Annotated in this window: 26 protein-coding genes; 18 read left to right on the plus strand and 8 right to left on the minus strand. The window is 48.1% G+C overall.

The annotated features are described in order from the left end of the window. Positions 1-56 precede the first annotated feature (56 nt). Positions 57-1,586: a threonine ammonia-lyase, biosynthetic gene (gene ilvA, locus HQN79_RS07745; RefSeq protein ID WP_173285364.1), complete on the minus strand. Its 1,530-nt coding sequence runs from the start codon at positions 1,584-1,586 to the stop codon at positions 57-59. Between the two features lie 557 nt (positions 1,587-2,143). Between ilvA and HQN79_RS07750 the strand changes: the two genes are divergently transcribed. The 7 genes from HQN79_RS07750 to hemL all read left to right on the plus strand — a co-directional run bounded on the left by HQN79_RS07750 (position 2,144) and on the right by hemL (position 7,330). Beyond that, on the plus strand, positions 2,144-2,749 hold the full coding sequence (locus tag HQN79_RS07750; RefSeq protein WP_173285365.1) for an SCO family protein: 606 nt from the start codon (positions 2,144-2,146) through the stop codon (positions 2,747-2,749). A gap of 18 nt (positions 2,750-2,767) precedes the next feature. Beyond that, positions 2,768-3,268: a copper chaperone PCu(A)C gene (locus HQN79_RS07755; RefSeq protein ID WP_173285366.1), complete on the plus strand. Its 501-nt coding sequence runs from the start codon at positions 2,768-2,770 to the stop codon at positions 3,266-3,268. 91 nt (positions 3,269-3,359) lie between these two features. After that, positions 3,360-3,839 carry a hypothetical protein gene (locus HQN79_RS07760; protein WP_173285367.1) on the plus strand — a complete coding sequence of 160 codons (480 nt, stop codon included), beginning with the start codon at positions 3,360-3,362 and terminating at the stop codon, positions 3,837-3,839. 177 nt (positions 3,840-4,016) lie between these two features. Continuing rightward, positions 4,017-4,679 (plus strand): ribose-5-phosphate isomerase RpiA, encoded by a 663-nt coding sequence (gene rpiA / locus HQN79_RS07765; RefSeq protein WP_173285368.1) that lies wholly within the window; start codon positions 4,017-4,019, stop codon positions 4,677-4,679. 84 nt (positions 4,680-4,763) lie between these two features. Further along, entirely contained in the window at positions 4,764-5,267 is a 504-nt protein-coding gene (locus HQN79_RS07770) for a TlpA family protein disulfide reductase (protein ID WP_173285369.1), read from the plus strand. A gap of 69 nt (positions 5,268-5,336) precedes the next feature. Then, on the plus strand, positions 5,337-5,984 hold the full coding sequence (gene thiE / locus HQN79_RS07775; protein WP_173285370.1) for a thiamine phosphate synthase: 648 nt from the start codon (positions 5,337-5,339) through the stop codon (positions 5,982-5,984). A gap of 65 nt (positions 5,985-6,049) precedes the next feature. Beyond that, a complete protein-coding gene (hemL, locus tag HQN79_RS07780) occupies positions 6,050-7,330 on the plus strand; it encodes a glutamate-1-semialdehyde 2,1-aminomutase (RefSeq protein ID WP_173285371.1) in 1,281 nt (426 codons plus the stop codon). A 128-nt stretch (positions 7,331-7,458) separates the two neighbouring features. Here the strand turns inward: hemL and HQN79_RS07785 are convergent, their stop codons facing one another. Together HQN79_RS07785 and hrpB are read right to left on the minus strand one after the other, a co-directional pair. Beyond that, entirely contained in the window at positions 7,459-7,965 is a 507-nt protein-coding gene (locus HQN79_RS07785; RefSeq protein ID WP_173285372.1) for a hypothetical protein, read from the minus strand. Between the two features lie 198 nt (positions 7,966-8,163). Then, complete coding sequence (hrpB, locus tag HQN79_RS07790) at positions 8,164-10,665, minus strand: ATP-dependent helicase HrpB (protein WP_173285373.1); 2,502 nt, start codon at positions 10,663-10,665, stop codon at positions 8,164-8,166. Between the two features lie 311 nt (positions 10,666-10,976). Between hrpB and HQN79_RS07795 the strand changes: the two genes are divergently transcribed. From HQN79_RS07795 to HQN79_RS07815, 5 genes are all read left to right on the plus strand, one after another. Continuing rightward, complete coding sequence (locus tag HQN79_RS07795) at positions 10,977-11,858, plus strand: DUF6502 family protein (protein ID WP_173285374.1); 882 nt, start codon at positions 10,977-10,979, stop codon at positions 11,856-11,858. Positions 11,859-11,973: 115 nt separating this feature from the next. Beyond that, a complete protein-coding gene (locus HQN79_RS07800; protein ID WP_173285375.1) occupies positions 11,974-12,507 on the plus strand; it encodes an elongation factor P hydroxylase in 534 nt (177 codons plus the stop codon). Positions 12,508-12,704: 197 nt separating this feature from the next. Next, positions 12,705-13,202: a GNAT family N-acetyltransferase gene (locus tag HQN79_RS07805; protein WP_173285376.1), complete on the plus strand. Its 498-nt coding sequence runs from the start codon at positions 12,705-12,707 to the stop codon at positions 13,200-13,202. Between the two features lie 89 nt (positions 13,203-13,291). Further along, complete coding sequence (locus HQN79_RS07810; protein WP_173285377.1) at positions 13,292-13,825, plus strand: DinB family protein; 534 nt, start codon at positions 13,292-13,294, stop codon at positions 13,823-13,825. Positions 13,826-14,075: 250 nt separating this feature from the next. After that, positions 14,076-14,375 (plus strand): hypothetical protein, encoded by a 300-nt coding sequence (locus HQN79_RS07815; RefSeq protein WP_173285378.1) that lies wholly within the window; start codon positions 14,076-14,078, stop codon positions 14,373-14,375. An 84-nt stretch (positions 14,376-14,459) separates the two neighbouring features. Here the strand turns inward: HQN79_RS07815 and mpl are convergent, their stop codons facing one another. Next, on the minus strand, positions 14,460-15,821 hold the full coding sequence (mpl, locus tag HQN79_RS07820) for a UDP-N-acetylmuramate:L-alanyl-gamma-D-glutamyl-meso-diaminopimelate ligase (RefSeq protein WP_173285379.1): 1,362 nt from the start codon (positions 15,819-15,821) through the stop codon (positions 14,460-14,462). Between the two features lie 149 nt (positions 15,822-15,970). Between mpl and HQN79_RS07825 the strand changes: the two genes are divergently transcribed. The 5 genes from HQN79_RS07825 to HQN79_RS07845 all read left to right on the plus strand — a co-directional run bounded on the left by HQN79_RS07825 (position 15,971) and on the right by HQN79_RS07845 (position 20,870). Then, positions 15,971-17,182 carry a ribonuclease D gene (locus HQN79_RS07825; protein WP_173285380.1) on the plus strand — a complete coding sequence of 404 codons (1,212 nt, stop codon included), beginning with the start codon at positions 15,971-15,973 and terminating at the stop codon, positions 17,180-17,182. Between the two features lie 132 nt (positions 17,183-17,314). Next, entirely contained in the window at positions 17,315-18,589 is a 1,275-nt protein-coding gene (locus tag HQN79_RS07830; RefSeq protein WP_173285381.1) for a 6-phosphofructokinase, read from the plus strand. Positions 18,590-18,832: 243 nt separating this feature from the next. After that, on the plus strand, positions 18,833-19,396 hold the full coding sequence (locus HQN79_RS07835) for a sigma-70 family RNA polymerase sigma factor (protein ID WP_173285382.1): 564 nt from the start codon (positions 18,833-18,835) through the stop codon (positions 19,394-19,396). Further along, the gene (locus tag HQN79_RS07840) at positions 19,383-20,177 is read left to right on the plus strand and encodes an anti-sigma factor (protein ID WP_173285383.1); all 795 of its coding nucleotides are present in this window, start codon (positions 19,383-19,385) and stop codon (positions 20,175-20,177) included. The genes HQN79_RS07835 and HQN79_RS07840 overlap by 14 nt, the downstream gene beginning before the upstream one ends. 96 nt (positions 20,178-20,273) lie before the next feature. Beyond that, positions 20,274-20,870 (plus strand): DUF2238 domain-containing protein, encoded by a 597-nt coding sequence (locus HQN79_RS07845; protein ID WP_173285384.1) that lies wholly within the window; start codon positions 20,274-20,276, stop codon positions 20,868-20,870. Positions 20,871-20,934: 64 nt separating this feature from the next. On the opposite strand, the gene eat is transcribed toward HQN79_RS07845, so the two are convergent. From eat to HQN79_RS07860, 3 genes are read right to left on the minus strand one after another with little or no spacing between them, the layout of a single operon-like run. Beyond that, on the minus strand, positions 20,935-22,356 hold the full coding sequence (gene eat, locus HQN79_RS07850; RefSeq protein WP_173285385.1) for an ethanolamine permease: 1,422 nt from the start codon (positions 22,354-22,356) through the stop codon (positions 20,935-20,937). A 21-nt stretch (positions 22,357-22,377) separates the two neighbouring features. Beyond that, on the minus strand, positions 22,378-23,259 hold the full coding sequence (gene eutC / locus HQN79_RS07855; protein ID WP_173285386.1) for an ethanolamine ammonia-lyase subunit EutC: 882 nt from the start codon (positions 23,257-23,259) through the stop codon (positions 22,378-22,380). Further along, complete coding sequence (locus HQN79_RS07860) at positions 23,256-24,653, minus strand: ethanolamine ammonia-lyase subunit EutB (RefSeq protein WP_173285387.1); 1,398 nt, start codon at positions 24,651-24,653, stop codon at positions 23,256-23,258. The genes eutC and HQN79_RS07860 overlap by 4 nt, the downstream gene beginning before the upstream one ends. A gap of 294 nt (positions 24,654-24,947) precedes the next feature. Between HQN79_RS07860 and HQN79_RS07865 the strand changes: the two genes are divergently transcribed. After that, on the plus strand, positions 24,948-25,913 hold the full coding sequence (locus HQN79_RS07865; protein WP_173285388.1) for a helix-turn-helix domain-containing protein: 966 nt from the start codon (positions 24,948-24,950) through the stop codon (positions 25,911-25,913). Positions 25,914-25,977: 64 nt separating this feature from the next. Here HQN79_RS07865 and HQN79_RS07870 read toward each other — a convergent pair whose 3' ends face one another. Continuing rightward, positions 25,978-26,340, minus strand: coding sequence for an amidohydrolase (locus tag HQN79_RS07870; protein WP_173285389.1), 363 nt, complete (start codon positions 26,338-26,340; stop codon positions 25,978-25,980). Positions 26,341-26,367 lie beyond the last annotated feature (27 nt).

Genomic DNA, 26,367 nt, shown 5'->3' on the forward strand with positions numbered 1-26,367 from the left:
TTGTTTTTTGATTCAGGAGATTACAGCCCTCGCTGCAATCCGGCTAGCATCCTAGCCTAGCCGTTAAGCGGTTTTAGAAACAGTTTGTATCCCGGATTACCTGACTCATTCGCATACGGATAGCCCAGATTTTCCAGATACACTTCAAAATCCTGCTGTTCATGAGAAGGCACCTGAATCCCGACCAGAACCCGGCCATAAGCAGCACCGTGATTACGGTAATGGAACAGACTGATATTCCACTCTTCGCTCATATGCGTCAGAAAATTCAGGAGTGCTCCCGGACGTTCCGGGAATTCGAAACGGTATAGCAATTCGTCAGGCAAACCGTTGGCATGTCCGCCGACCATATGTCGCAAATGCAGCTTAGCCATTTCGTTATCGGTCATATCCTCTACCGGATAATTCCGCTCCCGAAGTTCTTGAACAATCGCTTCTCTCTCCGGCTTTCCGCCTTCGGTACGAACACCGACAAACACCACAGCCTGATTATCATCGGAAAAGCGGTAATTGAATTCGGTAATCGAACGACGACCGCCAAGAATGTCACAGAACTGTTTGAAACTTCCAGGTCGTTCGTCGATGGTAACTGCAAAGATTGCTTCGCGTTTCTCTCCGAGCTCGGTTCTTTCTGAAATATGTCGCAGACGGTCGAAATTCATATTGGCTCCGGACACAATGCATCCCAGAGTCAAACCGCTAAAGTTATACTTCTCGACAAAACGCTTCATCCCTGCGACCGCCAAAGCGCCGGCCGGCTCCGAGATCGCCCGGGTATCTTCAAAAATGTCTTTTACCGCGGCACAGATTTCGTCGGTCGTGACGGTGATCATTTCATCGACGCAGCTCTTGGCAATTTCAAACGGCCTTTCGCCGACCTGAGCCACAGCAACACCGTCAGCGAATAAACCGACCTGTTTTAGAGTCACGCGCTCGTTGTGTTTCAACGCCTCGGTAAGACAAGCGGCATCTTCCGGTTCGACACCGACAATCCGTGTTTTCGGCCAGACCTGTTTAATCACTGCGGCAACCCCGGCAATAAGCCCACCGCCGCCAACAGCAACAAAGATCACATCCAGAGGCTTCGGATGCTGGCGAAGAATTTCCAACGCGATGGTTCCCTGCCCCGCGATCACATCCATATCATCGTACGGATGAATAAACGTCAGCCCTTTTTCCAGCATCAGTTCCTGTGCATAAGCGGACGCTTCGTCAAAGGAATCACCGTGCAGAACAACCTTTCCACCCAGACGCTCCACCGCATTATATTTGATCGGCGGTGTCGTATTAGGCATAACAATCGTTGCCTCAACCCCCAGCTTCGCCGCCGACAAAGCGACTCCTTGTGCGTGATTCCCCGCCGAAGCCGCAATCACACCACGCGCTTTCTGCTCTTCAGTCAGGTGAATCATACAATTGTAAGCACCACGCAACTTAAAAGAGAAAACTGGCTGTAAATCTTCGCGTTTAAGCCATACTTGGTTTTGAAAGCGCTTGCTCAGTAAGGGAGCCGGTTCAAAAGGCGTTTCTTGGGCAACATCGTAAACCGGAGCACTTAAAACACGTCGTAAAATCTGTTCAGGCATGAGAATCCATTAGGGTTACGGTTAAAAAATTAAACAAGCGATCATTATAGAACATCACAATACCCGAATATAGAAATGACAAACGATTATGCCAAAGTAATAACGCAATCGCACTTCGACAGCTTCTCCCTTTTTCCCAGTAATGAAAAATACTCTCCGGCACCAAGCGCATGCAGCAACGAAAAACTCCCCCCTCTCTCACATCTCTTGCACACGCTTTTGGTCAACGATTCGATTAAGAGCTCTTATCGGAGAAATGCGGCATCGGTTTATGGCTGCTATAAAACATCAAATTACACGCCGATAAAACCTAATGACAACCAACAAGAAGAAGCAAATACAATACTAATACATATACTTAACAAGTTATTTTGTATCATTAACATAATTCTCAAGGAAATCTCAACGCTCTGATCTCTTATCAGAGTCAATATACTCGCGTCGGACCAACATTCACCTTTCTGCATGCGTCCGGAAAAATTTTGAGCAAACGATGAACTATTGAATCTGAACTATTGAGTCGATTCAAAAATCATTCAGAAACGATGTGAAATAATATGAGCAACAAACTGACACTGGCTATTATTTTAATCGGCGCCTTACTCGGCTTCGTTCTCCTGAGTACGCCAATGCAAGAAAGCAACACACATTCACAAGCCCACCTGATACTTGATGATAAACCTCAGGGCGGCGACTTTACGTTAACCGCATACGATGGACAGCACGCTCTCAGCGAGTTAAAAAACAAACTGGTTCTGGTCTACTTCGGCTACACCTTCTGTCCGGATATTTGTCCAACTAACCTGGGAAATCTCTCCGTCGCATACCGTAACCTGACGCAGGAACAAAAAGACCAACTGCAGATTCTGTTTGTCTCGGTTGATCCTGAACGCGATACGCCGGAGCGTCTGCAACAGTACGCAAACTATTTCGAAGCGAACATTCTTGGCCTGACCGGTTCACCAGAAACACTAAGCGAGATCGCCAAACGGTATGGCGTGGTCTATCATAAGGTGGACGATCCGAACAACGGGACCAATTACGCGGTTGATCACAGCGCATTTACCTATGTAATCGATCAGAACGGCGCACTCCAGGAACAATTGCCGCACGCGACATCACCCGACCAGTTTGTCGCAACCATCGAAAAATATTTGAACTAAAACGAGAGAACTCTTTTTATGAAAAAAACACTTGTCGCACTTTCTTTCGGCGTTATCACAAGTCTATCATCGTTTGCCGCTCTGGCTGTTCAGGCAGATAACATCAGTGTCGAAAACCCGTTTGCCCGTGAAGTACCGCCAACAGCACCTGCATCGGCCAGCTTTATGACGCTGAAAAACGCTTCCGGCAAGGACATCAATCTGGTTCAGGCTCATTCGGAAGTCGCAAGAGCAGTAGAACTGCATACACATATCAATGACGGCGGAGTGATGCGCATGCGCCAGATTGACAAGATCACGATTCCGGCAAACGGTACTACTGAGCTTAAGCCCGGTGGGCTGCACATTATGCTGATCGGCCCACACAATCCGATCAAGGTCGGGCAGACCGTTACCGTCGATCTGGAGTTCGCCGATGGCAGTCATAAAAAGGTCGATATGCCGGTAAAATCCTTTATGGGAATGGGCATGCAGAATCAGCAAAAGGGCCAGCACCGCTGCGGTAGCGGCATGCATTAATCAGAATTATCGGGAGATAATTAAATAAGGCTTTACTGATATTTTAAAAGTCTTTAAAATCAACCGCCTGCATAAAACAAGGATAAGCATTATGAAAAAAGGCATTCTTTCAACTGCCCTTTTAATCGGCTCTTTCACAATGGGGTCAGCGATGGCTTCAGGGGATTCGCCAATGAATCGCGGCGGCGAACTGCCACAGAAAAAAACGCTTGATCTTTGCGTAGAGTATTCAACACTAGAAAATGACGAACAGCGTCAGGCGTATTTCAAAGAGTTGGAAATCCGCGGACAGCTAAGCGTTAAAGATCATAAGCTGGTATCACAAGGCAAAGTGGAAAACAGTATGACCATGTGCGGAATGTATATGGCCAAAGGAAAACCGATGGCCGAACAGTCGCGCCAGATCCGTCCGATGACATTCAAAACAGTACATGTTTACCAAGATATGTACCTTGTGACGCAATCCGGAATGGTGGTTGCCACTTACGAACGTAAGCCGGGTGTTTTGCCTCCTGAGCTGGAAGTTGCAGCCCCAGAGGTTGAACCATCACCGACTCTGAAGCACCATTAAACAGCGTCTGCTTCGCTAAAGCCGGTAATCCATTGAAATTACCGGCTTTTTTTATATCCGAATAAAAATCACCTCTCGATCGGGTGCTATACAATGCATACGGATTTCATTACAATAGCCAGTTAGCTTTAAAAAACACGAAAATAAAATAATAACTTTGATGAAGGATTCTCAACCATGACACAAGATGAATTGAAATTGAAAGTCGCACAGGCAGCCATTGAATATGTCGTTCCGGACACCATTATCGGCGTCGGTACCGGTTCAACTGCCAACTTCTTTATCGATGAGCTGGCCAAGATCAAAGGGCAAATCAAAGGTACGGTTGCCAGTTCGGAAGCAACGGCTGAACGTTTGAAAGGTCATGGCATTCCAGTTTTTGATCTGAACAGTGTGGATCAAATGTCAGTCTATATCGACGGCGCAGACGAAGCCGATCCTGGATTACACCTGGTTAAAGGTGGCGGTGGTGCCCTGACCCGTGAAAAGATCGTTCTGGCAGTTGCCGATAAATTTGTCTGTATCGCCGATGATTCGAAAAAAGTCGACGTATTGGGTAAATTCCCACTTCCGGTCGAAGTTATCCCAATGGCTCGCAGCTATGTTGCACGAGAAATCGTCAAGCGCTTTGGCGGTGAACCGGTTCTGCGCGATGGTTTCACCACCGACAACGGCAATGTCATTCTTGATATCCACGGGCTGCAAATCGTTGACCCGGTCGCAATGGAAACCGAACTGAACAGCATCGTCGGCGTCGTTACCAACGGACTGTTTGCCGCTCGCAAAGCGGACATTTTCCTGTGCGGAACCAAAGACGGCGTTGAAACCATCAGCGCTTAAACCAAGCAGATACATATAATAGCTGTACAACCCAGAGTGAGGTCCGCGGATTACGCGCGGCCCTTCCGCTTTAAGGAGTGAAAAATGCAGAATATTGGTAGTAAGCTATTTGGCGTGGTCGTAATCGGCCTTTTAGCGACTCTGGTTTACGTCACGGTTTTTTCCGACGGTCTCGGAAAAGCCCCGGAAGTCATGGTCACGAATAACCAAGGCGAAGAAATTGCCCTCAACAAACCCAAAAAACCGGTTTTGGTCAACTTCTGGGCGACCTCTTGTCCAAGCTGTATTCAGGAAATGCCGGATATGGCAAAAATGAAACAGGAACTGGGCGACCGTTTCGAATTGATTGCCATCTCCATGGAATATGATCCACAGGAGCAGGTGCAAAAGTTCGTTCAGGCTAACCCTTACCCGTTTGTTTTCGTCATGGATAAAGACGGTAAAATCGCCAAATCCTTCGGTGACGTCCTCCTGACTCCGACCAGCTTTCTGATTGCCCCTAACGGTAAAATCGTCTACAAACAGGTTGGTGAGCTGCATTTCGCGGATGTTACCGAACGCATTAAACAGATGAGCCCGCAGTTCTAAGCTGCCGCTTAACGCCGAAAAGCCTCTTGTCTGAGGCTTTTTTTATTTAAAGTCTCTGTAAAGAATTCCATGAACACAGTTACCAAATCTCGAATTCAAGGGCTCTATGCCATCACTGACCCATCACTCTGCCCGAACGATCAGTTGCTCGCTAAGGTTGAAGCGGCCATTCAGGGCGGAGCCAAAGTCCTCCAATATCGCGACAAAACGCAAAGCACCGAAGTTCAGATCAAAATGGCCAGCCGTCTGGTCACCCTGTGTCGGCAACATAACGTCTGTTTTATTATTAACGATGACATTCAGCTAGCGAAAACCGTGCAGGCGGACGGTGTTCATCTTGGTAAAGACGATTCGGCCATCGAATCGGCCAGAGAAACTCTCGGGCAAAACGCCATTATCGGCATCTCCTGCTATAACAGTCTGCAGCGTGCACAACAGATGCAGCAGGCCGGAGCAGATTATGTCGCTTTCGGGCGTTTCTTCCCTTCCAGGAGCAAACCCCAGGCCCCTCAAGCCGACTTACAGACGTTGATACAGGCCAGAGAGCAACTGGAAATTCCGATTGTTGCCATTGGCGGTATCAACCGGAATAACGCTCACCAGGTAATCGGTAGCGGAGCCGATTCGGTTGCCGTTATTCAAGGGGTCTTTGCACATGAAACACAAACAGCGATTACCGAGGCAAGCCGACAAATCAGCACTCAATTCACGTTATAATAGCGCCACTTGAAAAATCTGCCGCGCCCGACTTCCGGTCGGCGCACATAAGAAAGGATATTTTTATGAGCAAATCACACGACCTGTTTATTGCAGCCCAGAAACATATTCCCGGCGGCGTCAACTCGCCGGTTCGCGCTTTCAAAAGCGTCGGCGGAGATCCGGTCTTCTTCAAGGCGGCAAAAGGTGCCTATCTGACCGATGAAGACGACAAGCAGTACATTGACTATGTCGGCTCATGGGGTCCAGCGATTCTAGGGCACGCGCATCCGGAAGTGATTCAGGCAGTCCAGGAACGTGCAGTTGACGGCTTGAGCTTCGGCGCACCGACCAAAATCGAAACCACTATGGCGGATCTGGTCTGTGACCTGATCCCGTCAATCGACATGGTGCGCATGGTCAGCTCGGGAACTGAAGCAACCATGACGGCAATCCGTCTGGCACGCGGTTATACGGGGCGCGATAAAATCGTTAAATTCGAAGGCTGTTACCACGGTCACTCCGACTCGCTTTTGGTGAAAGCCGGTTCCGGCGCCCTGACATTGGGGGTTCCGTCTTCACCTGGCGTGCCAAAAGCGCTGGCAGAATCAACCCTGACACTGACGCATAACGACGCCGACGAGGTCCGTAAGGTCTTCTCCGAAATCGGCGACCAGATCGCCTGTATTATCGTGGAGCCGGTTGCCGGAAATATGAACTGCATTCCGCCGGAGGAAGGATTTTTGCAGACCTTGCGCGAGGTATGCGACGAGCACGGCAGTGTATTGATTTTCGACGAAGTCATGTGCGGCTTCCGCGTACATCTTCAAGGCGCGCAAGGCTACTATGGAATTACTCCGGACTTGACGACTTACGGTAAAGTTATCGGCGGCGGAATGCCGGTCGGTGCCTTCGGCGGTAAAAAAGAGATCATGTCACACATTGCGCCACTTGGTCCGGTTTATCAGGCCGGAACCCTTTCCGGAAACCCTCTGGCCATGGCGGCCGGTCTGAAAACGCTGGAGTTGATTTCCGCCTCAGGCTTCTTTGAAGATTTGAGCGCCAAAACCGCCAAACTTTGCGCAGGGCTGCAACAGGCAGCGGACGATGCCGGCATTGCGTTCACGACCAACCAAGTCGGTGGCATGTTCGGCTACTTCTTCAGCGAAGAGAAAAATATCTCCCGTTTCGCTCAGGTTGCGCAAGGCGATATGGAACGTTTCAAAAAGTTCTATCACGGTATGTTAAACGAAGGCGTTTATCTGGCTCCTTCCGCTTTCGAAGCCGGATTCGTTTCTCTGGCGCATAGCGAAGAAGATATTCAGGCAACCATCGATGCCGCAGCCAGAGTAATGAAAACGCTATAATCATAAAATTTAAGCGTTTTTCATCCTAAAAGAGCCGCTTCCCCCACCGGGAAGCGGCTCTTTTTTATGTATTATCTGACTTTTATTTCAGCTCTCAAAACAAAAAACAAATCCACCGGATTGCGTCATCAACTGGCCGCACGTTTTCGCAATTTGTCAAAGTCAGCAATCAATCTATCGCGATTGAGCAGTTGTGGAAGCGTATAAATAAAAGTCTTTCCAGTCACTCGCTCAACATTTCCAATCCTACTAGAGAGAACTTCTTTCCGGTCATCACCGCAAATTTCTATACGCAACCCTCTGCGATTAAGCGGGAAAATACACTTTTCAATCACACCTATCGAATGCCATGGAAAATGATAGTAGTCGTTGTAATCGTCACTTTGAATATAAAGTCCTTTCAGGTTGGCCTGCATGGTCACCAGAAAAAAACCTTTGAGATAATTGCGAACAATCCCAAAAAGAACCAAGGCATACAACGATAGACTTAAAACCTTAAGCCATAAAACAATCGGAAGTAGCAGCAAGGCCAAAGGGAGCGCCAGTAATCCCGCCACAACAAACATCTTGGCATACGCAGGCGGGGTGACTTTAATGACGGGAGATTCAATCTCATTTCCATGAATTAACTCCATCCCTTTACCTCAAAAAATCCGATTAAGTCTCAATATTAAACCTGAATTTGAGTCTAAATATACTTTATCGCTCGCAAATCAACAAAACAGGGACAACCAGTCAAACGACCATAAAAGATGATTGATTTAATCAAATCAACCGATTCACACAGTCTCGATAAAACAACGTTTCATGAGTCCACTTTTTACACAAATAACTTACTTCCGCTTAATCGAAGCGCCCGCTTTTTCTTTTAAGGGTTCGTCCGGCCAGCGATGCTTCGGATAGCGACCCCGCATCTCTTTAGCCACCTCGAAATAGGAGGTTTTCCAGAAATTAGCTAAATCCGCCGTAGTCTGAATCGGTCTCTGTGCCGGGGAAAGCAGTTCAAACGTCAGGGCGACTTGTCCGCCGCCCACCCTTGGAGAAGCCAGTTCGCCAAATAACTGTTGCAATTGCAACGAGACTTTAGCCTGAGACTGCGAATAACCAATAACATAATCGCGCCCTGTGGGAGCTGTATAGTGTTGCGGCGCTTCCTTATCCAGAAGCAGCAAATCGCTGTACGCCAGAATCGACTGTAAAATCTGCGCCAGATTGAGTTTTTGCAACTCGGCCACGCTGCTCATACCCAGCGTATAAGGTTCGAGCCATTCCAGCGACTCGCTCAATGCTTTCTCGCTTAATGCGTTCAGGGATTCAAAACCGGAAAACTGTGCCAGCCATCCCGCCCGCTCGACCAGTGATTGTGCCGCTTTGCTCCAGGGAAGCAGACTCAGGTCTTTCTGCACCGCCTGTAATAAACAGGCTTGGGCTGCATCGTTCGGAACCTCTCCGGATTCCCGAGACTGAATCAGAAGTTGGTCGAGCCAAACCGCTTGCTGCGCCACAACCCGCTGTTTCTGATCATCAAAATACACCGAACATTCTTCGCGCAGCGGCAGTTCTCGATCAACACTCTCCCAGTCCAGCGCAGCGGCGGAAAAAACTCTGCCCTGCTGAGTTCTACTATCGGTGGCGGCATCAACCTGCAAAGCAACGATATACTCACTCTGTAAAGCATCGTTCTCCGGCAAGGCTACACCGCGGCCATTCGCCAGCTTGTAATGGCCGGCCCGCCCTCTCTGTTTCCCGATTCGATCGGAAAATGCCAACGCCAACAGAACGCCAACCTGATCAACCTGTGTTTCACCTGAAAGGTTCTGAACATCCAAATCAAAACGACGATACAGACGGCTTCTGGTGCGCTGAAAATTCTGCCAGCGCGCATAATGCAGACGCTTAGCAGCCGTCTTATCTCGCAACGCCTGCCACAGCCAATGCAGTCGCAATTCAATATCCACGGTATCCGCTTGACTTCGATCCCGAGCAGGATCCCCCTCTTGTAATAAAGCTACCAGATCACATCCCAAAGTGAGGCACTCTTTTTCTCTGGCCACGAGCAGTAATTTAGCCAGGCGCGGTTCCGGATGCAGCGCCATTGCGGCCTCGCCTTGCGCAGTCAGACGTCCTTGCTCGGTAAGCAATTGCAGTTGCAACAAAGTCGTCTCTGCCGCCGCAATATGCGCCTTGGGCGGAGGGGTTAACCAGTCGATTTCATCTGCAGTCGCCACACCCCATTGCGCCAACTCCATTCGCAGGCTTGCCAGATCGGCGCGACAAATCTCCGGAGCATCGTGTTCATTTAACCCATGCTGCTGCATTTCGCTCCAAAGACGATAGCAATGGCCGGCCCGAACACGGCCGGCGCGTCCCATTCTCTGAGTAGCCGACGCTTTACTGACGCGCTGTAATTGCAGACGGCTCATGCCGACATTCGGGTCATAGAGCAGGTTTTTCTGCAATCCCGAGTCGATCACCGCCGTGATGCCTTCCAAGGTAATCGACGTTTCGGCAATATTGGTGCTGAAAATCACTTTTCTCTGCTCTGTCACCTTAAAAACCGCATCCTGCTGTTTACTGTTCAGGCTTCCGTATAAAGGCAAAGCCAATACTTCAAACCGGTTACAGATTGACTCGCATTCCTGCATCGCCTTGAGAATCTCGCTCTGCCCGGCCAGAAACAGCAATATATCGCCATCCGATTCCTGTAATGCCCGCGACAGTACAACTGGAAGCTGCAGAAAACGATTTAATGGCGTGTGCGGTGGCGCGGGGTAATAGGAGAGCGTCACCGGGAAAGTTCGCCCGGGACAGGAGATAAAACCGGCATCGGGCAAGAAACGCCGGATTTCGTCTTGATCCAGCGTTGCCGACATAATCAAACATTTCAGATCGTCACGCAGTCCTTGCTGTATCTCCAATAGCAGACTTAGTCCCAAATCAGCCTGCAGGTTTCGCTCGTGAAATTCATCGAATATGACCAGGCCGATGCTTTCCATTTCAGGATCTTTTTGAATCAGACGGGTCAACACCCCCTCGGTCAGAACTTCCAGACGGGTCTGCTTTGACACCCTATTTTCGTTGCGAATCCGGTAGCCGACTGTGTGACCGATATCTTCTCCTAACTGCCGCGCCAAAAATTCTGCCAATCGTTTTGCCGCCAGACGACGCGGTTCCAGCATCAGAATTTTCTTGTTCGCGAAAAGCGGCGATGCGATCAGTGACAAAGGCACCTGAGTCGACTTACCGGCTCCGGGTTCGGCCTGCAATACAAGCTGTCGGGCATCTCGTAGCTGTTCAAGTAAATCGGGAATAATGGCGTCAATCGGTAGACTCATAACAATCGGGCAATCGCTGTAAAATAGGACAAATGAATTCTTCTGCGTGGTGATTTTACTTTTTAATGGCTTCAAGGGTGTCGGGATTTCAGTTTTATTGTTATTTAAAGAATCCCTTGTTTAACCTGAAAACCGCTTTTAGCTGCATCGGTAAAATCACCATCACTGTTTCCGGAAATAAATTTTGCCCATTACAAGTACTTAAGTTTTTAACATTAAAAAAACTTGTATCGCAATAAGATTTTATTTAACCTTATCCGATACACAACACGCTAAAATAAGAATAATTTTTACATTTTTTTGAAATCTATATGCCTCAACAGACAGCTGCAAATCCAACCCTACTGAGCAGTGCTTTTAAACACGCCCTAAAGAGTATTCTGAAACCTTTAATCAAGTTACTTCTGAGTAAAGGAATCACTTACACCTCATTGCTCGAGGCGCTTAAACAGATCTATATTGAGGTTGCAGAAGAATCCTTCAAGCTGGAAGAAAAGCGTTTGACGGACAGTCGCATCAGTCTCTTGACCGGAATTCACCGTAAGGAAGTCAAACGTCTGCGGGAAAATCTCTCCGACGAGCTCAGTGAACCGGAAATCAAAGCCGGCGTCAGCGCCGCGATTATTGCATTGTGGCAGGCATCCGAAGATTACACCGATGAAAACCATAAGCCGCGGGTTCTGCCTCGCAGCGGCGAAAAGCCCTCTTTCGAGAGTCTGGTTTACGACGTATCTAAAGATAAACACTTTCGTTCCGTTCTCGATGACTGGCTCCATCAAGGTTTGGTAACTCAGGATAAGAACAACCAGGTCAGCCTGTGTGTTGAAAGTTTTGTTCCGGACAAGGACGAAGATGAGAAGATCTTTTTCGCCGGGCGCAATATCCACTATCACATCGAAATCATCAACCATAACCTGCATCTGCAGCGCCTGAACAGCAACGAACCGATTGATCCTTTGCAGGCAGCAGCAGCGGCGCCGATGTTCGACCGTTCGGTATATTACAAAAACCTGACCCCAAAATCTGTAGAAATACTCGAAAACAAAGCCAAGGAAAGCGCCCTGAATACCCTGTTGGAGATTAATCAGATGGCGAGCCATCTGCAGCAGAAAGATCAGGGGCAGGAAGATGCGGTTTCACAAATGCACTTCGGCAGCTATTTCTACCGTAAACTCAAAACACCGGATCAATAGAATACAGTCCATTTAGCATTGAAACCGCAAGACATGGAAAAGCGGATAAACTGGCCAACAACGCCAGAAAAAATGAACGGATTGATCCAAATTCTCTTTTTTTAAAACTTATCTTATGAATAACCCATCCAGCGATACCAAGACGCTCATCAAACTGTTTAACACAACTTTCCTTAAGACGCATAACACCGAACTGGTCTGTTGCGAGCCGGAACCTATATACCGACCGGCGGATCATGCGTATCCGCATCACCGGATAGTGTTTGCCCACGGTTTTTTCTCTTCAGCTCTGCATGAAATAGCGCATTGGTGTATTGCCGGAGACGAACGTCGGTTATTAGAAGATTTCGGCTATTGGTATGAACCGGATGGACGAACAGCTGAACGACAGGCCGAATTCGAACGCGTTGAAGTCAAGCCACAGGCTTTGGAATGGATTTTTTCGGTTGCCAGCAATCATCAATTTCATTTCAGTGCGGACAACCTTGAAGCCGGCCTTGCGATATCCGAAGAATTTACGACAAACGTTCGAAAGCAAGTGGAAGACTATCTTACCGATGGCTTACCCCGTGATGCAGAAATCTGGAAAAATGCGCTCGTCAAACACTATCGCGCGCACAACAGTCCTCTCCAGCTTAATGAATTTTGAGCATTGGCGGATTTAGCGGCCTGACATTACAAATGTCTGATTAAAGTATTCCTGCAGGTATCTTAAATGCACAATCACCTCTTGTTAGGATGGAGTTTCTAGCCTGTCACCATACATGGCTAGCCGCCAAGGTTTAGGGCATTTCGCTTGAAACAGGCGACTGAAACGGAACTTCCAAGATTGAAGGGCTTACCGCAATGCTGAAAATCCGCCCCTATCAACCTCAGGATCGGGACAAAGTAAATCAAATAGCGATTGATGCGTTCACTGAATTTCAAGAGCATTACAGTGACTGGAAAGCGATTAAATCTGTCGTGAGTAATATGTCTTCCTTAGCCAGCACTTCGGACCTCCTTGTCGCGGAAATCGATAGCGAAGTCGTCGGAGCGGTTGCACTGGTTCACCCCGGACAAGACAAAAACGTAAACATCTTACCAACTTGGGCGTCAATTCGTATGCTCGTTGTATCGCCTTCGCATCGCTCGAAAGGTATCGGCAAACGCCTGGTTCTCGAGTGTCTAAAAAATGCTCGACATCATGGCTATAATGAAATTGCGTTATTTACCAGTCCTATGATGAAAGTCGCCCTACCGATGTATTTGCGAATGGGCTTCAAGAAAGAAAAAGATATAGAGCCGATTGCAAATGTGGAATATGCTTTATATAAACTAGAACTGTCCACTCAAACCCTTTGATATCGCAACCATAAACTGATTGAAACCTTTAAACAATCGCCATTCCAGACTGAAAAAGGGTTATCTCGTCTTACCACAAGGACACCAGCATGTCACAATTAAGCGAATTTGCTCTTCAGGCCGACTACAACCGGTTAATGAATCAACGTCAATACAATGCCTGTGCAAACTTGTCGGAAGCGCAGTTAAAGCAAGATCAAGGCGCTTTTTTCAAATCCGTGCTGGGGACTTTGAATCATATTCTCGTCGGTGACATTATTTGGTTAAAACGTTTCGCTGCACACCCTTGCTCGCAAAAACCACTTGCTTACGTCAATCAATTGGCCAAACCGGCATCATTGGACAGCCTTTTATTTACCGACTTAAGCGAACTTCATAAAGAACGGGACAAAATAGATGCATTCATTATCGATTGGATCGGCAATCTGGACGAAGGTGCAATGCGGGAATGTATCACCTATACCAATATGGCAGGAGAGCGTTTTTCGAAACCTATGCCAAGTCTGATCACTCACCTCTTTCTGCACCAAGTGCATCACCGGGGACAAGTAACTACTTTGCTGTCACAATACGGCGTCGATTTTGGCGAAACCGATCTGATTGAATTGATTGATGAATGCTAAAAGCGCCCGACTTTAGCACAGATAATTTCGCCAGTAGAAACACATCAGAGCGACGCGTTCCTGCAACCGAAAAAGAGTTTACCCTTTAAAAAGATATTGGATTGAGGTAAGCTTAATTTTCATGCAATTGTCGTTATTCAGGGACGAATTCAGATACTAGTGCCGACAGCACTTATCTTGGTTGGAGGACTCAACCCCTTCAATTCCGGTTCATTTACGGCCTTCGGGCTTTAGATATCAGGAGTTGAATATGTCCCTTAAACATTCTTTGCAAACATTGGCAGGCAGCTGCCTGCTGAGTTTCTCAAGCGTTTTATTCGCAACCCCGGTAAACGTTAATCTGGCAACCTCCTATGAAATTGCCGAATCCCTTCACGTCGAACAACGACTGGCGGAACGAATATCCATCCACTGCCAATATGTCACCTGCCGAAACGCGAAAGACCTGCTCGACATCACCGGCATTAACAAAATCATGCTCAAACAGATCGAGAAAGATCTGATTTTCAATATTATGGATAGAGGCACCGGTTACAGCGACGACTGTTAAACATCTAAGCTTTTGGTGGCTTAATCAGCCACCAAATAACAAGAACCAGAATCGCCAACAGGCCAACTTCAAACAAAGCCCACATCAAGACTGACCGAGCGCGTCCAACAGTTTCTGATGAAGGCCACCAAAAGCCCCGTTACTCATAATCACCACCCGATCACCCGGCTCAAGAAAACGCGTTAACTTCTGTAGCAGTGTTTCATAAGCGTCGGCAACCTGTAACGGCTGAGAGAAGTTCTCGGCGGCAAGCTGCCAGTTCCACTGCGGATCGATAAAAGCAAACACCGCATCTGCGTCGGCAAAAGCATTCGGCAAGGTCTGAGCATGGATTCCCATACGCATGGTATTTGATCGCGGCTCAAAAACCGCAATCAGACGTCCACCATCGGATTCCTTGATCATCGACTGTCTGGCCCCTTTAAGCGTGGTCGCAATCGCGGTCGGGTGATGGGCAAAGTCATCGTAGATACGAATTCCGCCGACTTCACCTACCAGAGTCATGCGACGCCGGATGCCCTTGAAACGACACAACGCTTCAACCGCAATACGCGCCGGTACCCCACAGTGAACGGCCGCGGCAATCGCACTCAAGGCATTACGCACATTATGTAGTCCGGTTAAAGGCCAGTTCACCCGGCCGAGACAGCTTCCTTTATACAAAACTTCGAACTCGCTGCCATCGTCCTGATAGAGCCGGAAACTCCATTCGGCACCAGAACCCTGACGTTCGATCGGCGTCCAGCATCCCTGATCGATGACTTCCTGCAAAGCCTTATCCTCTTTCGGCACAACGATCAGTCCGTTCTGCGGAACGGTGCGAACCAGATGATGGAACTGTCTCTGGATGTCTTTAAGCGAGTCAAAAATATCCGCATGATCAAATTCCAGATTATTCAGGACACAGGTTCTCGGATGGTAATGAACGAACTTGGAACGCTTATCAAAAAAAGCCGTATCGTATTCATCGGCTTCAACCACAAAAAACGGACTCGATCCCAGGCGCGCCGAAACGCCGAAATTCTCCGGAACGCCGCCGATCAGAAAGCCCGGATCCAACCCTGCGTCCTGCAAAATCCAAGCAACCATCGACGAAGTTGAGGTCTTGCCGTGGGTACCGGCAACGGCGACAACCCAGCGATCCTGCAAAATATTTTCCGCCAGCCACTGCGGGCCGGACAGATATTTCTGCTGGGCGTTCAATGTCGCTTCCACCGTCGTCTGACCACGGCTTTTGGCATTTCCGATCACGACGCAATCAGGCTCTTCCTGAAGAAATGCAGTATCTTCGTCATCCGCTACAGCGATACCGGCCTGTTCCAGCTGAGTGCTCATAGGGGGATAAATCGCCTTATCCGAACCACTGACCTGATCGCCTTTGGCTTTCGCCAGCTGTGCAATGCCGCCCATAAAAGTACCGGCAATTCCGAGAATATGAATCTTCACCAGAGTGCGTCCTAATCCATTTATACTGAAAATAATCAAAGGGCTATTGTACGCAAAGCCGCTAAAGAGTGATACCAGTGGAACGAAATACGCATTAAAACAGCCTGAGACAATTGCGCCGCAGCGGACTTCTGGCTAAACTTCGCTGTATGACACATCAAGACAGAAAATCCCGCGCCTATCGATATATCGACAGCCATCAGCAGTTAGCCGAACTTTGTTCCCGTTTAAGCGATCAGAGCGACCTCACCTGGCTGGCGATCGACACCGAGTTTGTCCGCGTCGACACCTATTATCCGCAGCTCAGTCTGGTACAGATTGCGACCCAGGAGCGCGACTTTTATCTGATCGACCCTCTCGCCATCGAAACCTCATATCAGGACGCATCGGCTAATGAAGCTTCCGCTCTCCGTCCCCTTGTCGACCTTCTACAGAACGAACGTATCTGCAAGGTGTTTCATAGTGCCCGACAGGATATTGAAGTACTTTATCAGCTGGAAAGCCGCATGCCGCAAAACCTTTTCGACACACAGATTGCGGCGATTTTTCTGGGGCACGGAGACCTGGCAGGATTCGCCAGAGTTATCGAAGCGGAGTTGAATATAAAATTGCCGAAGAGCCAGACACGTACCAACTGGCACGCCCGTCCACTCAGCGAGGAACAGATCGAATACGCTCTGGACGATGTCGATTACCTGGCCTCTCTTTATCAAAAATGTCTGCAAACGCTCGGCGATGACGAGTTACACGCCGTCACGGAAGACTGTCAGCAACTGTTACAGCCCCAGCTGTACGATCTCGAACCGGAAAAGGCATGGCTAAAACTCAAAGGCCTCAAACGCTTCAACCCGAAACAGCTGGCCATCGTGCAAATTTTGGCTCAGTGGCGTGAAGAGTACGCCGTTGAACACAATCAGCCTAAAAAATGGACTTTGAGCGACGAGGTTTTGCTGCAAATAGCCAAGCGCCCGCCCAAAACCGTTCAGGCGCTGTACAAGGTACCGAATATCAAAACGTCCAGTGTCCGAGAATTCGGCGAGACCTGGATCGCTCTGATTGACCGGGTTTTCGAACAGAATCCGGAAAGTTACCCGACTCTGCCAAAAGCCGGTAAACACCCTTCGGCACAGGAAGAAATTCTGCTCGCCTTAACGCAGTCGGTCTGTCAGCAAATCAGCCTGCAGTACAAAGTGCAACTCTCGAATCTGAGCAGTAAAGAAGAATTGCTGACGCTGATTCGCCATCCGCACCAATCGCCGTGGTCGGGGTGGCGTCACCTGCTTATCGGAATTCCATTGCAAAAGCTTCTGGAAGGCCGTGCCTCTCTGAAACTTGAAGGCCAAGAAATCCGGATTCAATGAATCTTCTGCAAAGAACGATATCCAATTCTTTATTAATTGACGCCATTTAATATTTTTATAAAGATTTTGCATTAGAATGGAACTTAAGTAATCTCTAATTATTGATCCGCTAAATTTCGGGAGTTGAAAATCATGCCTAAAGCGAAAAACGTGCTTTATGCTCAAGCCGGTGGAGTGACCGCCGTCATTAATGCCAGTGCCGCAGCAGTCATCGAAACCGTACAGAAACATCCCGAAACGTTTGGCAAAACCTACGCCGCCATCAACGGCATTAAAGGCGTCCTTGAAGAAGAGTTGGTCGACTTAAGCGAAATCGATCTGGCGACACTGGAAAAGTTGAAATATCAACCTGGAGCCGCCTTCAAAGCCTGCCGCTTTGATCTCGACCCTCTGGAACACAATCCGCAGCAGTATCAACGCGTTTTAGAAGTCTTCAAACACTACGACATCGGTTATTTTTTCTATAACGGCGGCAACGGTTCAATGGTCACGGCGCAAAAGGTTTCTGACTACTGCTGTGAGCAGGGACATGAAGTGATCTGTATCGGCGTCGCCAAAACGATTGATAACGATCTGGCCTTGTCACATTGCAGCCCTGGATACGGAAGCGCCGCCAAATATCTGGCAACCAGCTTCATCGAAGCGACGATCGATATTCTCTCAATGCACGATACCTCGACGAAATTTTTCGTCATGGAAGCAATGGGACGTAACGTCGGTTGGTTAACACTGGCCGCTGGACTGGTCAAAGAGGTTATTCCGGATGCGCCCTTACTGTTGCTGCCGGCCGAACGTCCCTTCCGACGAGAAGCGTTTCTTAAACGCCTTGAACAGTTAGTCGACGAGAAAGGCTATTGCGTCTGCATGGTTTCCGAAGGTTTACAGGACGAAAACGGTAACTATGTCAATATCACCGCGGTGGAACACACCATTGAACAGGATTACACCCAACTGGGCGGCGTCGGACAAGTAATCGCCAAAATTGCCGCCGATCAACTGGACTGCAAAACCCACTGTGCGATTCCGGATTATCTACAGCGATCCGCCAGCCACTGCGTTTCGCTGACCGACTGGGAAATCGCGTACGGTGCTGGAGAAGCCGCTGTACTAGCGGCGCTTGAGGGCGAACATGGCACCTTACCGGTGGTGGTAAAAACTTCCGACACCCCGTTCAACTGGACCTTTGAGTCAGTTACTCTGCAAGATGTGGCCAACCTCGAGCTCAGGGTACCGGACGAGTTTATCAGCGAGGACGGTATGGATATCAGTGAAGCCGGGTTGAACTATCTGCTTCCGTTGATTCAAGGAGAGCATCGTCCCGACTACCGTAACGGCCTTCCTGAAGTCAGCCCGATTGACTTTATGCCTGTCAAACCCTGCCTATCCGCCTTTAAAGCAGTCAAATAAAATTTGACTCTCTAGTGAGCGGTTTCAGTAACCGCTCACTAGAGAATTCCCATCTCTAACCACTTAATACCACCCCGCCTAATACCTTCTCAGCCTCTTTTGCATATTCTCTGCAAAAAGCTCGAAAGCGGTATAAAAATATTACCATTGGATAATTTGTATCTAAAATAGTCATTATATGACATTATTTTTTGGTAAAAAATTCATACAATGAATATCCAAACCTCTCGGGAATGATAAATCATGCTTGATGAAAATAAACTGCAGCAGCTTCTGTTCGAATGTGCCGAACAACGCCAAGCCGCTTTAAGTGAACTCTATACGCTGACTTCTCCCAAACTCTACGGCGTTGCCCGTCGTCTGTTACAAAGCCATCCTCAAGCGGCTAAGGCCTTGCAGGAAGCCTTTGTCTACATCTGGTACCGAGCGTTTGAATATACTCCGGATCAAGGCAGACCCTTTGCCTGGATGACAAGCATTGTCCGCAATCAGGCATTCAGACTGATGCGTCTGGAAACGTCACAAGAAAAACGTAATCACTTACTGCTCGGTGAGCGGGAAGTCTATATGCGCAATGACCGTTTTTTTGATGAATACCATGCCAGAAGCAATCCGCTTTTAAAAGAATTACAGGAATGCCTGGATGAGCTCGAACCCTCGCAGAGACATGCGATCCTGCTCTCCTATTATTACGGCTACTCGCAATATGAGATGGTCAATAAACTTAAGCATCCCGTCGGTACGCTTCGAGCTTGGATTCGTCGCGGTATGAAGAGAGTTCGGAGCGTGTGCGATGCATATCAATAACCCCGAATTACGCCAAAGACTGGCAGACGACTATGTGATCGGCCTGATGACAGCGGAAACCCGACGAAACTTTGAAAAAAGACTGCATACCGATCCTCTGCTGAGGGAAGCCCTGCAAAAAAGCGAAGCCTTGTGGAACAACCTTGGCCTCGCCGTTCCAGATGAAATTCCCCCAAAGATGGTCTGGTCGCGGGTTTCCGAACGCCTATTTGAAGAAAGCGAACAGAACGAGATCACCTTCCTCAGAAACAATTTAGGCTCCTTGTCCGAACCTCAACCGAACAAAACCGCCGGCTGGTTGATCGCATGGAGCCTGATCGCAACCTTAAGCCTGATTACACTGCTTCCCTACACGCTCTACCAGCACTATCTTTCTGTCGGTTCGGACGCCATAGAAGTAGCCAGCCCCCATCATCACTCTCTTTGTGTTCTCTCCTCCAACGTCAAGGGGCCGGGCTGGCTGGTGGAAACAAGCGAAATTAACCGCAGCTTACGCATCTATATGCTTCAAGCCACTCCTCTGGACAGTAACCACACCTATCAGCTATGGCTTCTTACCGACTCCGGACAATTAATCAAATCCTTCGGTTTTATGCCGGAAACCCTGCATTACGAGCGCACCTTAAGCCAGTATGAAATCGAACTGTTAAATGACGCCGTCTACCTGTCAGTCACCATCGAGCCCGCCGGAGGCTCTCCTAACGGGACGCCCTCAACAGCCCCGATTTTTTTAGGCAAACTTCTGCCAAGTGACATGATTCACCCCGCAACAGATCATTGACCTGTTTATTGTGAATAGGCGTGTTTAATTTCTTCGCAGGGACGAAAACCGTTATTATTGGTCATGACAAATTCACCGGTCGAACATGGAGCTTTTATGGGCAAACTTATCTGGCTAACGATTTTTTTTGGTGTGCTGATCTGGTCGGCAATCAACCCGGCCGATCGCTATACCTGGTGGCTTGAAGTTGCTCCAGCTCTGATTGCACTGGCGATACTGGTATTCACTTACCGACGTTTTCCACTGACACCGTTAATCTATCAATTGATTCTTGTACACTGCATTATTCTGATGATCGGCGGGCACTACACCTATGCCGAAGTTCCGCTGTTTAACTGGATGCAGGAGTGGTTTGACTGGAGTCGCAATCATTACGACAAGGTGGGGCATTTTGTACAGGGATTTGTTCCAGCGATGGTCGCCCGTGAACTCTTTATCCGTCTTGAGATCATCGATCCCCTGAAAAACGCCTGGCGCAACTTTCTCATCGTCAGCGTCTGTCTCGCCATCAGCGCCTTCTACGAACTGATCGAGTGGTGGGTTGCCCTGCTCTCGGAACAGGCCGCCGAGTCCTTTTTGGGAACACAGGGTTATGTCTGGGACACCCAATCCGACATGTTTTACGCTTTGATCGGAGCCATCATGGCTCTCGCCATACTTGGCAAAACCCACGACCGACAACTTAATCGATAGGCTCGAAATACAAAAGCCCCATAAAAATGGGGCCTTATCTCATCTAATACAAGTTTAAGAAAAGTTAAGCAACCTCAGAATATCCTCCTAAATCTTCTTTAACATGAGAAAGCATTTCAAATTCCTCCTTAGCGGATTTAGCCACCAATTGTTTTTGACTGTAAATAAAGTAATAAGCTGCACCAATAGCAAATAGAATCATCGTATAGTTAAATGCTCTTGGATCAAACGCATAGACTCCAGTCAGAGCCAGCAAAGAAAGTATCAAAGCTATGCCGGATGTAAAGATGCCTCCCGGTGTTTTATAAGGACGTTCAAGTTCCGGCTGCTTAATTCTCAACAAAATATGACTCAAGGACATTAATGCATAAGAAATGGTCGCACCAACTACCGCCATTGCCAGCATAAGATCTCCCTCACCACTCAGAGAAGCGATAAAGCCTAGTACACCTGGAATAATTAACGCTCGCGACGGTACTTTCTTTTCATTTGTGATAGAAAGCGATTTTGGAAGATAGCCTGCTCTGGACAGAGCAAAGACCAGTCGGCTATAACCATAAATAATCGAGAAAAATGAGGCAATCAGTCCGACCAAGGCCAAAACGTTCACTAAAGTTGCCAAGCCACTGTACTCAACACTATTCAGTGCATCAACCAGAGGAACCCCGCTTTCACTGATTATTTTGGCGCCTGCAGCACCCGCCAGCAGCAGCACAACCAATACCGCCGTAACAATCAGGAACAGCATTGCCGCGATAATCCCCTTTGGAACATCTTTAGCAGGTTCTTTTGATTCTTCCGCTGCCAGAGGCACACCTTCAATTGCCAGAAACAACCACATTGCAAATGGTAATGCCGCCCAGACACCATACCAGCCCATCGGCATGAACTCGGTTGCACCGAAGGCATCGGTCACCGGAATATCAAACAAATTGCTAGCATCGAAATGCGTAATCAAGGCAAAACCCGTCGCCAAAATAGCAAATACAGCCAAGCCGCTAATCACCATCATAATCTTCAAAGCTTCCCCGACCCCCATTAAGTGAATACCGACAAACACCAAATAAAACAACGCATATATTATGGGCCCGTTAACGCCGATAAGCGCCTCAACCGCGGAGCCAATGAAGATAACAATTGCCGCTGGCGCCAAGGCATATTCTATTAATACGGCCAGGCCGGTTAAATAGCCGCCGGTTGACCCCATTGCCTGACGGGCAAAGCTGTAGCCCCCGCCCGCAGTTGGAATCGCCGCCGACATCTCGGCCAACGAGAGGACTAAAGTGAAATACATCAGCGCCATTAAGCCCGCCGCCATCACAAACCCTCCCCAACCGGCTTGCGCCAATCCGAAATTCCAGCCGGCAAAGTCGCCGGAAATAACATAAGAGACCCCAAGGCCGGCTAATAGAAACCAACCGGCTGTCCCCCGTTTTAATTGCCGTTTAGACATATATTCATGATGACTGCTTTCACTGTGACTCATACTTACCTCCAAGGTTCTTCATCAATCAAAAAGGTTTACCAAAAAATTTTCTGTTTCGTTCTTGTGTTCGATTACATGCTCATCACTGCGATCCTTTAAGTGAACACCGGAAAGTTGTTTCCGGCGTGACTCTCGAAGCAGATAAAATGCACGTTCAGCAGCTTCTTTGAAACTTAACCCCATCGGCCGGACATTAGAAATACAGTTTCTACAGGCGTCCGTCAGACCAACCCGAGGCGCCCAGGTCAAATAAAGTCCAAGGCTATCCGGAGAACTTAACCCCGGTCTTTCACCGATCATCACTAAAACTGCTTTAGCCCGTAAACTCTCGGCAACTTCATCGCCAATGGCGACCCGCCCCTGTTGCACAACGCTCAAAGGCGCAAGGCGCCACTCTTGACCATCCTGTGTAAGCTCCTCAAGCAACGCAGCCAAAAACGGCGTTACATTGTTTTGCACCGCTTTGGAGGAGAGTCCGTCAACGACAACCAGAGCCAAGTCGTATTCTTTCCCCGGGCCTGAGCAATAAGTCGAGAGTAAATCCCGCATGGAATGTTGCAATCGGCGCCCAAGATCCGGACGCTGAAGATAGTGCATGCGATCTTTTGCCTGAGAAGCCAATAAAATGGGGGCAGAAGGAAATGTGGCTTGCCGTATAGTCGCCAGTTGCGCCAATAGAGCCGTTACATCCAACGGCGTATGAACCGCATCCCTCGCCTGAGCGTGCGCCAGCTGGAACTCAAGCATCTCTTCCGTCGGCAAACTTACGCCGGCCCGCCCTAAACCGATTCTGGCCGATGTAAATTGACGTAAACTTTGCCAGGGGTTTTCGGTCACACTTGCCGTCTCGCACACTTTCTCTACTCGAGATGTTGTTGATTCATGCCGCTGCGTTTGCTTCATGCTGACACCCTCTTTAGAGTTGCCGCGAAAGGTTCCGGTATGTCTGAAGCCAAAGTGAACTTACCGCTATCGGAAAAAATTTCCATTCGTTGCAACCACTCGGCAAACTCCGGTGCCGGAGCCAGATCCAATACGCGGCGCAAATAAAGCGCGTCATGAAAGGAAGTCGTCTGATAATTCAGCATAATGTCATCCGATCCTGGAATCCCCATTACAAAGGAACAGCCCGCAACCCCCAGAAGAGTCAACAGCGTGTCCATATCGTTCTGGTCGGCTTCGGCATGATTCGTATAACAAACGTCACAGCCCATAGGGAGACCGAGTAATTTGCCGCAGAAATGATCCTCAAGAGCGGCACGGGTAATTTGCTTTCCATCAAACAGATATTCAGGCCCAATAAACCCGACAACCGTATTGACCAGTAAGGGCGAAAATTTACGCGCCACTGCGTAAGCGCGAGCTTCACAAGTCTGCTGATCAACATTATGGTGCGCATTGGCTGACAAGGCGCTCCCCTGCCCGGTTTCAAAATACATCACATTTTGACCGACGGTTCCTCGCTTAAGCTCCAGTGCAGCCTGTTGCGCATCGCCCAACATTGCAAGATTAAAACCGAAGCTACTGTTGGTCGCTTCGGTACCGCCGATGGATTGAAAAACCAAATCCACTGGAGCGCCGCGTTCGATTGCTTCCACTGTATTGGTTACATGAGTCAAAACACAGGACTGTGTTGGTATCTGATAACCCTGAATTACGTCATCAAGCATCTTCAATAACTTAACTGTCTGGTTAACATTGTCGGTTGCCGGATTAATACCGATAACCGCATCCCCATTACCGTAAAGCAATCCATCAAAAATGCTGGCTGCAATGCCGTTCAAATCATCGGTCGGATGATTCGGCTGCAAGCGAGTCGACAAGCGCCCCGGTAGACCGATGCTGCTGCGGAAAGCCGTGCTGACCCGACACTTCTTAGCCACCAGAATCAGATCTTGATTACGCATTATTTTGCTGACAGCTGCGGCCATTTCCGGCGTAATTCCCGTACTTACCTTGCTTAGGACATCGCTATCGCAATAATCACTCAGTAACCAATTACGAAAGTCTCCGACAGTCAAATGCGCTATTTCGCTAAAGGCTTCGAGATCGTGTTCATCCATAATCAAACGCGTTACCTCATCTTCTTCATAAGGAATCAACGCCTCATTCAGAAAATTTTGTAAAGGCACTTCTGCTAGCGCTAACTGCGCTGCACTGCGTTCAACAGCCGAACAAGCAATCACACCAGCCAGACGGTCACCCGAACGTGCTGGTGTCGCCTTAGCCATTAAATCGGCCAGATTATTAAAGCGATATCGAGTTTGCCCAAAACTATAGTGGTAAGCGGCGCACATTAACGTTGCGACTCCTTTCAACAAAACCTTAGATAGAAAAGATGAATGCAAGCCTTGAAGGCGGTATCAGGAATAAACCTTGCTAACTACCTGCTGTCAAACGCATAGTTAGTACGTCTTTCCAACCACTACTTGGCTGCATTCACCTTTATTTTGAGGACAAGCCATAAATATTCCGAGCGGATATCAAGTTTTGGCAAATCAAAATAAATACTTTATTTTCAAATACTTAATACGATCCATTTATTTCTTTAAGACAAAAGAAATATTCTTGAATCATGGAGTGGGAGAAAAATGCACCAAGAACAAAATTTACTGCGTCCAAAAAGATGCATTTTAGAGACCAATGATCTAGAGAATCAGGCTGAAGGCTTAACCAATTGGCAGCAAGAATACGATCAAATCAGCAACGGTAAGTTTTTTGGTCGAATAGAAAAAGTTGAAAGCGGCGGCATGCATTTCTTTAGCGAATACACCAGCCACACCCTGCATCAGGACTGCCAGATCTGGCAAAATGCAGTCTGGTTCGGTATTCCACAATTAAATCAGGATATATGTAGGATAAACGGTCAAATAATAGAACAAAATGCCATCGCCTGTCGTAACAGTAAAAGCAGTTTTGAACTGATTACACCCGAAAATTTCACCATATACGGCATAGTGCTGGAAGAGAAACTACTGCAAAGGCTTTCCGATAAGCAGGGAATTAATTTAATTGAAAACGCCCATCTGGGCATTCAGGAACAATTTCGTGTTAACAGTGAACAAAACTATCTTCTGCAATCTATTTTAAGCCGCTTAACTCACCCTCAAGACAGTCAGGTGGATCAAAGAATCCCTCTGGACTTTTTGACTAACGCTCTGTTAAGCGCCCTGCCACAAGAATTAAGTCGAGAGTATTCTTGTACTCCAAGCTATAAACAACGAAAACTTGTCGTTGACCGAGTGCGCGACTACCTAAGCCAATGCCGCGACGACCAACCAATTTCAATGCAAGAGTTATGTGAAATCGCTTGCGTCAGTCGCCGAACCCTGCAATATAGTTTCGAAACCATTCTCGGCTGCAGCCCTCTCAAGTTTTTACGCGCACTGCGTTTAAACCAGGTACGAAGAAAACTGAAATCGTCACAGGAAGATGAAACCATTGCCGATATCGCATCCTATTGGGGGTTTTGGCATGCTGGTCAGTTCAGTCGCGATTACAAACTATTATTCGGTGAATCACCTTCCCAGACACTGGCAAAAGCCAAAAAAGATTAGAGCGGAATAAATCCGCTCTTAAAACGCAAAAGACTTGAACAGGTTTCCATCCCTGCAAATATTTTCAGACATGAGGCAGAGGTTTACTCACCGACCTTAGGGCCGATCCAGATCTGCTGAATATTAACAAACTCCATAATGCCGTGCGGCCCGAGTTCGCGGCCGTAGCCGGAGCGTTTAATCCCCCCTGCTCGGCAATCGGTAAAGCATCCATATCCGCTCGAAGAGCAATATGATCACCGGGACGATTGATTCCTAAAATGGCTACCGTTCCCAAAGTCGCACAGGATCGCCATTCTATTCCCCAATCATCAAGACAGCTACGAATCTTCTCAGCGGTTTGCTCTTCTTCCCAGGTTAATTCCGGATATTGATGAAACCAATGACGCAATTGAACCGCTTGTTGAACGGCCTCTTTCCAATCCACAGATTTCTCCTTTCCAAGGGTTTCAAA

Source organism: Thiomicrorhabdus xiamenensis (assembly GCF_013282625.1).
Taxonomy (GTDB): Bacteria; Pseudomonadota; Gammaproteobacteria; order Thiomicrospirales; family Thiomicrospiraceae; genus Thiomicrorhabdus; species Thiomicrorhabdus xiamenensis.

What these genes read in the sequence shown, in the direction of transcription:
- HQN79_RS07795 (WP_173285374.1), top strand. Translation starts at nt 10,977, where the DNA reads ATGCCTCAACAGACAGCTGCAAATCCAACCCTACTGAGCAGTGCTTTT.
- thiE (WP_173285370.1), top strand. Translation starts at nt 5,337, where the DNA reads ATGAACACAGTTACCAAATCTCGAATTCAAGGGCTCTATGCCATCACT.
- HQN79_RS07800 (WP_173285375.1), top strand. Translation starts at nt 11,974, where the DNA reads ATGAATAACCCATCCAGCGATACCAAGACGCTCATCAAACTGTTTAAC.
- HQN79_RS07825 (WP_173285380.1), top strand. Translation starts at nt 15,971, where the DNA reads ATGACACATCAAGACAGAAAATCCCGCGCCTATCGATATATCGACAGC.
- HQN79_RS07785 (WP_173285372.1), bottom strand. Translation starts at nt 7,965, where the DNA reads ATGGAGTTAATTCATGGAAATGAGATTGAATCTCCCGTCATTAAAGTC.
- hrpB (WP_173285373.1), bottom strand. Translation starts at nt 10,665, where the DNA reads ATGAGTCTACCGATTGACGCCATTATTCCCGATTTACTTGAACAGCTA.
- eat (WP_173285385.1), bottom strand. Translation starts at nt 22,356, where the DNA reads ATGAGTCACAGTGAAAGCAGTCATCATGAATATATGTCTAAACGGCAA.
- HQN79_RS07750 (WP_173285365.1), top strand. Translation starts at nt 2,144, where the DNA reads ATGAGCAACAAACTGACACTGGCTATTATTTTAATCGGCGCCTTACTC.
- HQN79_RS07860 (WP_173285387.1), bottom strand. Translation starts at nt 24,653, where the DNA reads ATGTGCGCCGCTTACCACTATAGTTTTGGGCAAACTCGATATCGCTTT.
- hemL (WP_173285371.1), top strand. Translation starts at nt 6,050, where the DNA reads ATGAGCAAATCACACGACCTGTTTATTGCAGCCCAGAAACATATTCCC.
- HQN79_RS07770 (WP_173285369.1), top strand. Translation starts at nt 4,764, where the DNA reads ATGCAGAATATTGGTAGTAAGCTATTTGGCGTGGTCGTAATCGGCCTT.
- HQN79_RS07805 (WP_173285376.1), top strand. Translation starts at nt 12,705, where the DNA reads ATGCTGAAAATCCGCCCCTATCAACCTCAGGATCGGGACAAAGTAAAT.
- HQN79_RS07840 (WP_173285383.1), top strand. Translation starts at nt 19,383, where the DNA reads ATGCATATCAATAACCCCGAATTACGCCAAAGACTGGCAGACGACTAT.
- ilvA (WP_173285364.1), bottom strand. Translation starts at nt 1,586, where the DNA reads ATGCCTGAACAGATTTTACGACGTGTTTTAAGTGCTCCGGTTTACGAT.
- HQN79_RS07830 (WP_173285381.1), top strand. Translation starts at nt 17,315, where the DNA reads ATGCCTAAAGCGAAAAACGTGCTTTATGCTCAAGCCGGTGGAGTGACC.
- eutC (WP_173285386.1), bottom strand. Translation starts at nt 23,259, where the DNA reads ATGAAGCAAACGCAGCGGCATGAATCAACAACATCTCGAGTAGAGAAA.
- HQN79_RS07835 (WP_173285382.1), top strand. Translation starts at nt 18,833, where the DNA reads ATGCTTGATGAAAATAAACTGCAGCAGCTTCTGTTCGAATGTGCCGAA.
- HQN79_RS07845 (WP_173285384.1), top strand. Translation starts at nt 20,274, where the DNA reads ATGGGCAAACTTATCTGGCTAACGATTTTTTTTGGTGTGCTGATCTGG.
- HQN79_RS07810 (WP_173285377.1), top strand. Translation starts at nt 13,292, where the DNA reads ATGTCACAATTAAGCGAATTTGCTCTTCAGGCCGACTACAACCGGTTA.
- HQN79_RS07815 (WP_173285378.1), top strand. Translation starts at nt 14,076, where the DNA reads ATGTCCCTTAAACATTCTTTGCAAACATTGGCAGGCAGCTGCCTGCTG.
- HQN79_RS07760 (WP_173285367.1), top strand. Translation starts at nt 3,360, where the DNA reads ATGAAAAAAGGCATTCTTTCAACTGCCCTTTTAATCGGCTCTTTCACA.
- HQN79_RS07755 (WP_173285366.1), top strand. Translation starts at nt 2,768, where the DNA reads ATGAAAAAAACACTTGTCGCACTTTCTTTCGGCGTTATCACAAGTCTA.
- rpiA (WP_173285368.1), top strand. Translation starts at nt 4,017, where the DNA reads ATGACACAAGATGAATTGAAATTGAAAGTCGCACAGGCAGCCATTGAA.
- HQN79_RS07865 (WP_173285388.1), top strand. Translation starts at nt 24,948, where the DNA reads ATGCACCAAGAACAAAATTTACTGCGTCCAAAAAGATGCATTTTAGAG.